This window comes from Bradyrhizobium ingae (assembly GCF_055791185.1).
Window position 1 is genome coordinate 77,804 of sequence record NZ_JBVUBB010000023.1, and the last position, 12,362, is coordinate 90,165.

Genomic DNA, 12,362 nt, shown 5'->3' on the forward strand with positions numbered 1-12,362 from the left:
CAATGGCCGGGCCGCGTCACATCAGCGTCAGCGAGGCGAGCCGGCCCGTGCTGCCGCGGCATGCCAAGCTGAAATACGACGAGACGCGGAAGGTCTGGGTGATCCTGGCGCCGGAACGGGTGCTGGCGCCGGACGAGATTGCGGTCGAAGTCCTGCAGCTCTGCGACGGCATCCGCAACGTCGGCGATGTGGCCGACCAGCTCGCCGCGAAGTATGCTGCGCCGCGCGAGGCGATCCTGGCCGACGTGGTCACCATGTTGCAGGATCTGGCGGACAAAGGCTTTCTCACCGAAGCACGGGAGAAGACGTCATGAGCGACGTACTCGGCGACCCCGGCGTTCCCCACGATGTCAGCGACAGCCTCGCCGTGCTCGAAAGGCAGCGCTCGACGGCGGAGACTTTCGGCATTCCGCTGGCGGTGCTGCTGGAAGTCACGCATCGCTGCCCGCTGCAATGCCCCTATTGCTCCAACCCGGTCGAGCTCGATCGCGCCGGCAAGGAGCTGACGACCGAGGAGTGGAAGAAGGTCTTGACCGAGCTCGCCGAGATCGGCGTGCTCCAGGTCCATTTCTCCGGTGGCGAACCGACCGCGCGAAAAGACCTTGCTGAGCTCATCAAGCATGCAAGCGACGCCGGCCTTTACACCAATCTGATCACCTCGGCCGTGCTGCTGACGCGCGACAGGCTGAGCGAGCTCGCGGATGCCGGTCTCTGCCATGTGCAGATCAGTTTTCAGGGCACCGAGGATATCGTCGCCGACCGCGTTGCCGGCTACAAGGGCGCGCATCACAAGAAGCTCGAAGTCGCGAAGTGGACACGCGAGCTCGATCTGCCGCTCACGGTGAACGCGGTGATGCACCGCCAGAACCTGCACCAGCTCCCCGACATCATCCAGATGGCCGTCGATCTCGATGCCGACCGGCTCGAGGTCGCCAACGTCCAGTACTATGGCTGGGCGTTGAAGAACCGCGCCGCGCTGATGCCGACGGTCGCGCAGCTCGACGAGACCACCCGCCTCGTCGAGGAGGCGCGCGAGCGCCTCAAGGGCACGCTCGCCATCGACTATGTCGTGCCGGATTATTATGCGCTCCGGCCGAAGAAGTGCATGGGCGGGTGGGGCCGGCAGTTCTTCAACATCTCGCCCGCCGGCAAGGTGCTGCCCTGCCATGCGGCCGAGAGCATCACCGGGCTCGACTTCGAGTCAGTGCGTTCCAATCATTCGATCGCATGGATCTGGCAGAACTCGGACGCCTTCAACCGCTATCGTGGCACCGGCTGGATGAAGGAGCCGTGCCGAACCTGCGAATTCCGCGAGATCGATTTCGGCGGCTGCCGCTGCCAGGCCTTTGCGCTGACGGGCGATGCGGCCAATACCGATCCGGCCTGCGCACTGTCGCCGCTGCACGAGACCATCTTCAAGCAGGCCGAGCGCGAAGCCGAAGGCGAGACCAACCGCTTCCTCTACCGCAACTTTGCCGGTGGCACTTTGGAGCCTGACCCTGTGGAGTCCGGCAAGCATGGCGCCTGACGCCGACGCGGCCAAATCGGCCAAACGCGCCGATCCCTTTGCGCCGCTGGCTTCGGAAATGCTCGCCGTCTCCGACGATCACGAGATCTATGTCGAAAGCGTCGGCCGTGCCGACGGCATTCCGGCCGTCTATCTGCATGGCGGTCCCGGCAGCGGCTGCCAGCCCGACCATCGCCGGCTTTTTGATCCTGAACGATTCCATGCCGTGTTGTTCGACCAGCGCGGCGCCGGCCGCAGCCGACCGAAGGGCTCGCGCGAGCACAACACAACGGCGCACCTCGTTACTGACATGGAGCTGATGCGCCAAAAGTTCGGCTTCGAACGCTGGATGGTGATCGGCGGCTCCTGGGGCGCTACGCTGGCGCTGGCCTACGCCGAAGCTCATCCCGAACGCGTTTCGGGCATCGTGCTGCGCGCAACCTTTCTCGGCACGCGAGCGGAGGTCGAGACCGGCTTCACGTCGCGACTGCCGCAGCTCTATCCCGCGCTCAACGAGGACTTTTTGAGCCTGCTGTCGGCTAAAGAACGAGAGCAGCCCATCGATGCGTATTGGCGTCGCATTCTCGATCCCGATCCGGACATCCATGGCCCTGCCGCGCGGGCCTGGCACGATACCGAGCGAACGCTGTCCGAACACAAGCCGGCGCGGACACGGCTCGATCTAGCCTCGCTCAATGTGTGGCGCACGCTGCCCGCGACACCGTTCATGGAAGCACACTACTTCATCAACGACTGCTTCATGGCACCGGATCAGCTGCTGCAAAATGCAGGCAGGCTCGCCGGCATTCCCGGCATCATCATCCAGGGCCGCTATGATCTGCTGTGCCCGCCGGAGACATCCTGGGCACTCGCGAAAACGTGGCCCACTTCCGAGATTCGCATCGTGGAAGAGGCCGGGCATTCGCTCTATGATCCCGGCGTGAGGGACGCCGTGATGAAAGCGATCGCGGACCTCGGCTCGAAAGCCACGCGCTAGAGCTAGCCCCTCATCGTGAGTAACGCTTCGCGAAGGGCAGTGTTGCTGCGCCCCTCCTCGCTTCCCGTCTCCACCAGCACCTACTCTTCGATGGTTGGGACTTGCGACGAGCAACGTTGCACGTGGTTGATCACACGCATCACGAGATGCTGCACCGCCACATAGAATGTGCGCCGTTAATGCTGTGCGCGCGCAGCTCATATGAAAGGGGGACATCGCCCAAATTTGCCTTTGTGCGCGCCTCGGAATGGCTCTAATAAAGCAAGCCTATGATCCAATTCAAAAACCATATCGACGCGTAAGCGTTCGCCAAGCTCAAGAAGGCCGCCGGGTCTTTGGGCCTGCGCGGACAGGGTAGGAATGAAACCGACCGATATCGCGGCCCCCGACTACTTTCACAAGGTAGTCGATTGCCAGTGGGCCTGTCCTGCGCACACTCCGGTTCCCGAATATATCCGTCTGATCGCGCAGGGCCGCTACAGCGACGCCTATATGATCAATTGGAGATCGAACGTGTTTCCCGGCATTCTGGGACGCACCTGCGATCGTCCATGCGAGCCCGCGTGCCGCCGCGGACGCGTCGAGGAAACTCCGGTGGCGATCTGCCGCCTGAAGCGCGTCGCGGCCGACTTCAAGGATGACATCAAGCAGCGTCTGCCACGTCCCTCGCCCAAGAATGGCAAGCGCATCGCGCTGGTCGGCGGTGGCCCAGCGTCGCTGACGGTGGCGCGCGATCTCGCGCCGCTCGGCTATCACTGCACCGTATTCGATGCCGATCCCGAAGCCGGCGGCATGATGCGCTCGCAGATCCCGAAATTCCGGCTGCCAAATTCCGTGATCGACGAGGAGACCGGCTACATCCTCGACCTCGGCGTCGAGTTCAAAGGCGGCCACCGCGTCGAGAGCATGAAGGGACTGCTCGCCGAGAACTATGATGCGATCTTCGTCGGCTCCGGCGCGCCGCGCGGCCGCGAACTCGACATTCCCGGGCGCAAAGAGGCGGCCGCGAACATCCACATCGGCATCGACTGGCTGTCCTCCGTCTCCTTTGGTCACACCGACAAGATCGGCAAACGCGTGATCGTGCTCGGCGGCGGCAACACCGCGATGGATTGCTGCCGCACGGCGCGCAGGCTGGGCGGCGAGAACGTCAAAGTCATCGTGCGCTCCGGCTTCGAGGAGATGAAGGCCTCGCCCTGGGAGAAGGAGGATGCGATCCACGAGGACATCCCGATCCTCAACTTCCGCGTCCCGGTCGCCTTCGTCCACGACAACGGCAGGCTCACCGGCGTCACCTTCCAGAAGGTGCGCGCCGAGTACGACGCCAAGGGACGCCGAAACCTCGTTCCCTCAGGCGAGCCCGACCAGACCTTCGAATGCGACGACGTGCTGGTCGCCGTTGGCCAGGAGAACGCGTTTCCCTGGATCGAGCGCGACTGCGGCATCGAGTTCGACAAGTGGAATATGCCGAAGGTCGATCCGAAGACCTTCGTCTCGACCAACCCAAAGGTCTTCTTCGGCGGTGACGCCGCGTTCGGGCCGAAGAACATCATCTGGGCGGTTTCGCACGGCCACGACGCCGCGCTGTCGATCCACAGGCTGCTTTCGGGCGAGGCGATCGACGAGCGGCCGCTTCCGCAGGTGCATGTCAGCTCACAGAAGATGGGCATCCACGAATGGAGCTATGACAACGACATCTCGCCGGAGAAGCGCTTCAAGGTGCCGCACCGCGACAAGGTCGTCGCCCTGAAGGACATCCGCACCGAGGTCGAGCTCGGCTACGACGTCAAGCTCGCGCTCGGCGAAGCGCATCGCTGCCTGAATTGCGACGTGCAGACCATATTCTCCACCTCGCTTTGCATCGAGTGCGACGCCTGTGTCGACATCTGCCCGATGGATTGCATCACCTTCACGCAAAACGGCGAAGAGGCAGATCTGCGCCAGCGCCTGAAGGCGCCCTCGCCGCATCCCGAGCAGGCCCTTTACGTCTCCGGTGATCTGAAGACCGGGCGCGTGATGGTGAAGGACGAGGACGTCTGCCTTCATTGCGGTCTGTGCGCAGAGCGTTGTCCCACCGGCGCCTGGGACATGCAGAAATACCTCATCGATATGACTTACGCAGGTTCATCATGTCCGACAAAAAGCCGATCAGCAGCGTAAACGACTTCGTCGTCCGCTTCGCCAACGTCAACGGCTCGGGCTCGGCTTCGGCCAACGAACTGTTCGCCCGCGCGATCCTGCGCCACGGCGTGCCGGTCTCCCCGCGCAACATCTTCCCCTCCAACATCCAGGGCCTGCCGACCTGGTATGAGGTACGGGTGACGGAAGCCGGCCATCTCGGCGCCCGCGGCGGCGTCGACATGATGGTGGCGATGAACCCGCAGACCTGGGACAAGGACGTCGCCGGCATCGAACCCGGCGGCTACCTGTTCTACGATTCTACCAAGCCGATGCCGTCGACGAAATTCCGCGACGACATCACCGTGATCGGCGTTCCCCTGACCGCGATCACCAACTCGACCTATACCGACCCGCGCCAGCGCCAGCTGTTCAAGAACATCATCTATCTCGGCGCGCTCTGCGCGCTGCTCGACATGGATCCCAAGGTAATCGAGCAGCTGATCGGCGAGCAGTACAAGGGCAAGGAGAAGCTGCTCTCCTCCAACGTCCATGCGCTGCATCTCGGTCGCGACTGGGCATTGCAGAACCTGAAATGTCCGATCGGGCTGCGGGTGAAGAAGGCCGATAAGGTCGGCGATCGCATCTTCATCGAGGGCAACAGCGCTGCGGCGCTCGGCGCCGTCTATGGCGGCGCGACGGTGTGCGCGTGGTATCCGATCACGCCGTCTTCGTCTGTGGCCGAAGCCTTCACCAGCCACTGCAAGAAGTATCGGCACGATCCTGAGACCGGCAAGGCGAAATACGCGATCGTGCAGGGCGAGGACGAGCTTGCCTCCATCGGCATCGTGATCGGCGCCTCCTGGAACGGCGCCCGCGCCTTCACCGCAACGTCGGGCCCCGGCATCTCGCTGATGACGGAGTTCATCGGCCTGTCCTATTTCGCCGAGATTCCGGCCGTGATCATGAACATCCAGCGCGCCGGCCCCTCGACGGGCATGCCGACCCGCACGCAGCAATGCGACATCATCGCCTGCGCCTATGCCTCGCATGGCGACACCAAGCATGTGCTGCTCTTCCCCGAGGATCCCGCCGAGGCCTTCGAGTTCGCTGCAGCCGCCTTCGATCTCGCCGAACGGCTTCAGACCACGATCTTCCTGATGCTCGATCTCGACATCGGTATGAACCACCGCCTCTGCCGCCCGCTGAAGTGGGACGACGCGCGGCAGTATGACCGCGGCAAGGTGATGACGGCGGAGATGCTGGAAGAGGGCCGCGACTTCGGCCGCTATCTCGACGTCGACGGTGACGGCATCCCCTATCGCACCTATCCCGGCACGCATCCGACCAAGGGCTCCTACTTCACCCGCGGCACCTCGCGCGACCGCTATGCGCGCTACTCCGAGGAAGGCACGGTCTATGCCGACAACATGCAGCGCCTGGTGCGCAAGTTCGAGACCGCGCAGGATCTCGTGCCGCGGCCGCTCCAGGCCAATGCGGAACGGCCGACAAAATATGGCGTGATCTATTTCGGCTCCACGGCGCCGGCGATGGACGAGGCGATCGGCCTTTTGGAAGCTCGCGGGCATCAGCTCGACCGATTGCGCATCCGTGCATTCCCGTTCCATTCGAGCGTGGCGAGCTTCCTCGCCGAGCACGATTTCGTCTACGTCGTCGAGCAGAACCGCGACAGCCAGCTCCGTCAGCTCATCGTCAACGAGAACGGCATCGACCCCGTGCGCCTCGTACCGATCGTGCATTATGACGGCTCGCCGATCACCGCCCGTTTCATCGCAAAAGCCATTGGCGACCACCAGGATCACCTCAAGGTGACCCCGCTCCGCAAGGCCGTGTCATGACCTACGCCTTGCTCTCCTCACCGTCATGCCCGGGCTTGTCCCGGGCATCCACGCCTTTCTTTTTCCCGGCCAAGACGTGGATGGCCGGGACAGGCCCGGCCGTGACGAGGCTGGGATCACAGGTGCTCTGATGACCTACATTGCCAAGCCGAAATTTCATCACCCGGGCCTGAAGAAAAACGAGCTCGGCTACACGCATCGCGACTACGAGGGCAAGATCTCGACGCTGTGCGCCGGCTGCGGTCATGACTCGATCACGGCCTCGATCATCGAAGCCTGCTACGAACTCTCGATCGAACCGCACCGGGTGGCGAAGATTTCCGGCATCGGCTGCTCGTCCAAGACGCCGGACTATTTCCTCGGCAATTCGCACGGCTTCAACTCCGTACACGGCCGCATGCCCTCCGTGCTGACCGGCGCCAACCTCGCCAATCGCGACCTGATCTATCTCGGCGTCTCCGGCGACGGCGATTCCGCCTCGATCGGATTCGGCCAGTTCGCGCATTCGATCCGGCGCGGCGTCAACATGACCTATATCGTCGAAAACAACGGCGTCTATGGCCTGACCAAGGGCCAGTTCTCGGCGACCGCCGATCGCGGCTCGAAATCCAAGAAGGGCGTCACCAACACCGACAATGCGATCGACCTCGTCGCGATCGCGCTGCAATTGGGGGCCACCTTCGTCGCGCGCAGCTTCTCCGGCGACAAGACGCAACTTGTCCCCCTTATCGCCGCAGCGATCCGCCACAAGGGGGCGTCATTCATCGACGTGATCAGTCCCTGCATCGCCTTCAACAACCACGCCGGCTCGACCAAGAGCTTCGACTATGTCCGTGAGCACAATGACGCCGTGAACCGGCTCGATGTACTGGTCGGCCGCGACCCGATCAGCGTCGACTACGCGCCCGGCTCCGTGCAGGTCGTCGAGCAGCATGACGGCAGCAAGATCGCGCTGCGCAAGATCGATGCCGACTACGATCCGCATGACCGATTAGGGGCGATGACCTTCCTTCAGAAACACTCGGCCAAGGGGCAGATCGTCACCGGCCTGCTCTATGTCGATCCGGATGCGGAAGATTTGCACCAGCATCTCAACACGGTCGAGACGCCACTGAACGGGCTGGAGGCGGGCGATCTCTGCCCGGGCTCGACCGTGCTGGACAAGATCAACGCCAGCCTGCGCTAAAGCGCGATGAGATTGGGCGCGCCTGATCTTCTACCGCCCTGCCGTGGCGGGCTGCCTGACGCGTATGGTGATCTTGTCCGATACGACAGGCGGATCGAACGGATAGTGCTTCGCATCACCCAGCACCAGCTGCAGCGTGTGGGAGCCGGGGGAGAGTTCGAGAAAAGTCTCGGTCTGCCCCGCGCCAAAATGCAGATGCGACTTATCCTGCGGAATCGGCTCCTTGGGATCGATCGGGTCGCTGACATCGATCAGCAGATGATGGTGGCCGCTGTTCTGGTACTCGTCGCCGGCATGCGTCACGCCCATGTTTCGCAAGCCGAACCGGACCCAGAATCCGCTCCTGATCTTTTGGCCGTCGTGCGGCGTGATGAAATAGACCTTCGCGTCCTTCGGCGCCGGCTTGCCTTGCGAATAGGCCGCGCCAGAAGACAGTGCGAACGCCGCTGCAAGCGCCAGGCAAACGAACTTCATCGCATCTCCTCCAGCGCCTACGGACTGAGCGCTACCCGGAAGCCATGTGTCGGATAACGGACATTGGTGTCGTAACTGTCGCGATTGGCCGGTCGCACATAGCGCGCATCGTTCTTCCAGGACCCCGAGCGCAGAACATGCGACGTGCAGTCACCGCCGACCCAGGCCGAGCCGTCGGCCGGGGCGCCCTGGTAGTTCTTGTGCCAGCAATCGGCGACCCACTGATCGATGCCGCCGCCCATGTCGTAAAGCCCAAAGGGATTGGGCTTGAAACTGCCGACCTTGACCGGCTGGTCGGCCGAGAGGTCTCCGCAATCCTTGCAAGCCGCCATGCCTGGCTGCGGCTTGTCGCCCCACCAGTATCTCGTCTGGGTTCCTCCGCGGGCGGCATATTCCCATTCAGCTTCGCTCGGAAGCCGGTACGGCTTCTTTGTCGCCTGCGCGAGCCAGCCGGCATATTGCTGCGCGTCGGTCCAGCTGACGTTCGTGACGGGGGCGTCGTCCTTTCCGGTCGCTGTGAATTGGCAGGCCTTCGCCGCCGCACATTCGTTCCATTCACGAACCGTCACGGGATATTTGCCGATCGCAAACGGCTTGATCGCAACCTGGTGGACCGGCCTTTCCGTCGCGTCTTCGTTGCTGCCCATCGCAAAATTGCCGGCACGGATCGCGACCATTTCCGGCTCCTGGATCGACGCCGCGGTCGGCAGCGAGGCCGGTGAAGGCGAAGCGACGGGCGACGGCATTGCCGTGGGCGACGGAGAGGCCGCAGGGGCGACCTGCGGCGCCGGCGCCGTCGAACCGGATTCGGGATGTACGGATTGCGGCGTCGGGGCTGCCGTGGGTGTCACGGCCGGGGGTGCTGCAGCCTGTCGATTGAGCCGGCCTGGCTGTGCGAGCAGATACCAAAGCACGCCGCTCGCGATCACGAGCAACGTCAGGCCGAGGAGAAACAGCAGGATGTTCTCGCGCCGACCTCGCGTCCTGCCGACGGCGTCGGCATCGGGCAGCACGCGATAGACGCGCACGGGATCGGTGATGTTCTTGACCTTGCGGTCCCCGAGAGACTCGTAGCCGCACACCACCTTGTGCTTGATCTGCTCATAGATCGCGCCCGAGATGAAGACCTGACCAGGTTCGGCAATCCCTTCGATGCGCGTCGCAATGTTGACGCCGTCGCCGTAGATGTCGTCCGACTCCACGATGACGTCGCCGAGATTGACGCCAATGCGATATTCGATCCGCGAATGCTTCGGAAGCGAGGCGTTGCGGCCGACGAGGTTCTGCTGGATGACGATACTGCATCTGACAGCCTCGACCGGGCTGTCGAAAATGGCGATAAAACCGTCACCCGTCGTCTTCACCAGACTCCCATGGTGCTCGACGATGCTGGGCTGAATGAGATCGCGTTCGATCCGCTTGACGCGGACATGCGTGCCTTCCTCATCGGCCTGCATCAAGCGACTGTAGGATGCGATGTCGCCGACGATAATAGCGGCGAGGCGGCGAGGCATCCCGCTATGCGGGGGCGGCTCACCCTGATTCCCCGATTTGAAGTTGCGAATCTCGCCCAATGCTGGGGCTCCACAAACTTGCAAATGGTGGCTTGCACGTTCAGCACTTGAAATGCACGACGTGCAAGGTGCAGGCTATCACATCGCGCGCGAGGAACAAGTAAAGTGCGGCCGGGTCAACGTTTTTCGCGAAGCATCGGCATCGGGTTCCAATCGAAAATGCCGCAGGTCGCTTTGAACTTTTTTGATATCGAGAGCGACTAAAGCTCGCAGCAGAACGCCGTCGCGCCAAGCGAGCGTTCGCTCACTCGATCGCTTCATCGGCGCTGGCAAGCACCGCCGGCGGCACCTCGATCCCCATCAGCTTTGCCGTTCTCAAGTTGATGACGAGCTCGAATTTGGTCGGCGCCTGCACGGGAAGATCGGCCGGCTTCGTTCCGCGAAGAATCCTGTCCACGTAGGAGGCGACCTCGCGGAACAGCTCCGGGAAATCGAGCCCGTACGACATCAGCGCGCCGCTTGCCGGAAAGCTGCGGAACGGATGGATGCTGGGAATGCGCAGCTCGTTGGTCAGGCTGACGATCAGATCCTGATGCAGGATCGGCAGGGAGTCGGGGAGCGTCATCAGCCCGGCCCTGGGCAAACCAGCGGCGCTGCGAATGGCGCGCTCGATCTCGCCGGCATCGCGGACGTCGATCGTCTGCACGTTCACGCCGGTTTCACGTCCGTCGCTTTCGATCTGGCGAGCGAACGGCGCGCTAGTGTTGTTGTCGGGATTGGCGATCAGGACGATCCGTTCGATGGTCGTGTCGACGGCCTTGAGCAGGTCGACCCATTTGCCCCCGACCGCGAGCTCGAAATTCGTGAAGCCGGTGAGGCTTCCTCCGGGATGTGACAAGGACGCCACCACGCCGAGCTCGGCGGGATCGGCCACCAACAGGAATACGACGGGTATCGCGCCGGAATACTTGCGCATTGCCTCGAGCGTCGGACTTCCCTGCGCAATCAGCAGGTCCGGCTTCCGCTGCACCAACGAAGCCGACGCCTCCGACAGGGAGGATGACATCGGTTTAGCCAGCCGCAGGTCGAACTCCAGATTATCACCGTCGCGCCAGCCGAGTTCGCGCAGCCGCTCCAGGAGCGCGGCGCGGAGCGGCAGCAATTGCTGCTCGCTGAACGAGGAGACCATGCCGACGAGCTTGCGCGGCACGGGCTGGGCGCTCGCCGCAAGCCATGGCGCAGCCGCCACGAGCCCGATTGCGCGGATGAAGCTACGCCGGATCATGCGCGGCCTGGATTGGCAGGAGTCGACAGCATCACGCGCGTGTATCAGCATTCGGCCATCCAGGGGATAGGTAAATCCGGGCACGCCAGACGCGCCGGGTCATCGCGGCCAGGTGAACGCATCCCGCCCGCGTAGCGACTAACCGCCAAACACCGGCCGCCGGCCGGATACCTCACCGGTTCGAAGCGTTCGGAACCACATGAAACTTCTCTTCGCCGCCCTCACCCTCACCGCTCTCGCCGGCGCCGGTCATGCTCAGGAGGCCACCAAGGCCCAGTCCGACGCTTTTGACGCGCGCATGTTTGCGGGCGCGCCGGGCCACAAGGCCTATGCCTGCTTCATCCGCCGCTACGATGCCGACCATCTGGCTCACCATCCCAAGCAGAAGGTCGCCTCCATGAAGCTGCTGGTTTCGGCCGAATACGAAAACGAGGACAAGGAGCTGCACTACGCCTTCCGCCTTGGCTTCCGATACCGGCATCGCTCCGGCGAGTTCGATTCCTCCGGCTCCTGCGGTCACGCGTTGTTTCAGGACAATGGCGACGAGGTCCGCTTCGGCTGCGGCGTCGATTGCGACGGCGGCGGCATCGGAATCGCGCTGTCGAAGGACGACAAATCGGCGGTCGTGCGGCTCGAGCGCGTCAAGGTCTGGCAGAACAACAAGCTCGACGACGACGCCGAGGAGTCGCTGGTGGCCGGCGCCGACGACAAGATTTTTCGGCTCGACCGCGCCGACACGAGCGAGTGCGCTTCGCTCGTGACCGACCGCAAGGAACTCGCCGCGCTCCGCCACAAATGATAGGTTCGCCCGAACTCGGAGAACGTCATGAACCGACGTAATATCTTGTGGAGCGCAGCATCGGCTTTGGGCGCGGCCTTCGCCACGTCGCGGGCGAAGGCTGCGACCGAACCGGTGGCAGCGGACAGACTGAAGGTCGCCTATCATTTGAGCGATGCCGAGAAGGTCAACTTCGTGCTCGGCAACATCCAGAACCATATCGACGGCGTCGGCGGTCCGGAGCACGTGACCATCGCACTCGTCATCCACGGGCCGGCGCTCAAGGCGTTTCACTCCGCGCAAGCCAATCCCGACGTCAGCAAGCGCGTCGCCGATCTCTCGGGGGATGGCGTGGAGCTTGCTGCCTGCGGCAATACCATGAAGGCGCAGAACATCACGCTGAAGGATCTCCTGCCCGGCTTCGTCAGCGCGGAAAAAGGCGGCGTGGTCCACCTCGCGGAGCTGCAATCGCAGGGGTATCTGTACCTGAGGCCGTAGGTCCCGTACCAAACGCGCTATTGCGCACGTCAATGCGAGCGACTTTTCTTCCTTCTCCCCTTGCGGGAGAAGGTGGCGCGAAGCGCCGGATGAGGGGTCTCTCTCCGCGACTTCAGATGCGAAAGACGAACTCGCGGAGAGAGACC

The 12,362-nt window shown here is 63.2% G+C and carries 11 protein-coding genes; 8 read left to right on the forward strand and 3 right to left on the reverse strand.

The window, feature by feature from the left end; genetic code table 11:
* Positions 1-2 precede the first annotated feature (2 nt).
* The 6 genes from pqqD (at position 3) to ACV1FX_RS27690 (ending at position 7,667) form a co-directional block, all read left to right on the forward strand.
* Positions 3-314: a pyrroloquinoline quinone biosynthesis peptide chaperone PqqD gene (gene pqqD / locus ACV1FX_RS27665; RefSeq protein WP_473120728.1), complete on the forward strand. Its 312-nt coding sequence runs from the start codon at positions 3-5 to the stop codon at positions 312-314.
* Positions 311-1,528: a pyrroloquinoline quinone biosynthesis protein PqqE gene (gene pqqE, locus ACV1FX_RS27670; RefSeq protein ID WP_473120729.1), complete on the forward strand. Its 1,218-nt coding sequence runs from the start codon at positions 311-313 to the stop codon at positions 1,526-1,528. The genes pqqD and pqqE overlap by 4 nt, the downstream gene beginning before the upstream one ends.
* A complete protein-coding gene (gene pip, locus ACV1FX_RS27675; protein ID WP_473120730.1) occupies positions 1,518-2,504 on the forward strand; it encodes a prolyl aminopeptidase in 987 nt (328 codons plus the stop codon). Before pqqE ends, pip begins: the two co-directional genes overlap by 11 nt.
* A 360-nt stretch (positions 2,505-2,864) precedes the next feature.
* Positions 2,865-4,664 (forward strand): FAD-dependent oxidoreductase, encoded by a 1,800-nt coding sequence (locus ACV1FX_RS27680; RefSeq protein ID WP_473120731.1) that lies wholly within the window; start codon positions 2,865-2,867, stop codon positions 4,662-4,664.
* Complete coding sequence (locus tag ACV1FX_RS27685) at positions 4,634-6,481, forward strand: 2-oxoacid:acceptor oxidoreductase subunit alpha (RefSeq protein ID WP_473120732.1); 1,848 nt, start codon at positions 4,634-4,636, stop codon at positions 6,479-6,481. Before ACV1FX_RS27680 ends, ACV1FX_RS27685 begins: the two co-directional genes overlap by 31 nt.
* A gap of 130 nt (positions 6,482-6,611) precedes the next feature.
* On the forward strand, positions 6,612-7,667 hold the full coding sequence (locus ACV1FX_RS27690; RefSeq protein ID WP_473120733.1) for a 2-oxoacid:ferredoxin oxidoreductase subunit beta: 1,056 nt from the start codon (positions 6,612-6,614) through the stop codon (positions 7,665-7,667).
* Between the two features lie 30 nt (positions 7,668-7,697).
* On the opposite strand, the gene ACV1FX_RS27695 is transcribed toward ACV1FX_RS27690, so the two are convergent.
* The 3 genes from ACV1FX_RS27695 to ACV1FX_RS27705 form a co-directional block, all read right to left on the reverse strand.
* Positions 7,698-8,141, reverse strand: a complete 444-nt coding sequence (locus tag ACV1FX_RS27695) for a DUF4399 domain-containing protein (protein ID WP_473120734.1) — start codon at positions 8,139-8,141, stop codon at positions 7,698-7,700.
* Between the two features lie 17 nt (positions 8,142-8,158).
* The gene (locus ACV1FX_RS27700; protein WP_473120735.1) at positions 8,159-9,715 is read right to left on the reverse strand and encodes an SUMF1/EgtB/PvdO family nonheme iron enzyme; all 1,557 of its coding nucleotides are present in this window, start codon (positions 9,713-9,715) and stop codon (positions 8,159-8,161) included.
* A 244-nt stretch (positions 9,716-9,959) separates the two neighbouring features.
* Complete coding sequence (locus ACV1FX_RS27705) at positions 9,960-10,940, reverse strand: ABC transporter substrate-binding protein (RefSeq protein ID WP_473120736.1); 981 nt, start codon at positions 10,938-10,940, stop codon at positions 9,960-9,962.
* A 199-nt stretch (positions 10,941-11,139) separates the two neighbouring features.
* On the opposite strand from ACV1FX_RS27705, the gene ACV1FX_RS27710 reads away from it, so the two are divergent.
* Positions 11,140-11,739, forward strand: a complete 600-nt coding sequence (locus ACV1FX_RS27710; RefSeq protein WP_473120737.1) for a hypothetical protein — start codon at positions 11,140-11,142, stop codon at positions 11,737-11,739.
* A 27-nt stretch (positions 11,740-11,766) separates the two neighbouring features.
* Entirely contained in the window at positions 11,767-12,216 is a 450-nt protein-coding gene (locus ACV1FX_RS27715) for a DsrE family protein (RefSeq protein WP_473120738.1), read from the forward strand.
* The last annotated feature ends 146 nt before the right edge of the window (positions 12,217-12,362 follow it).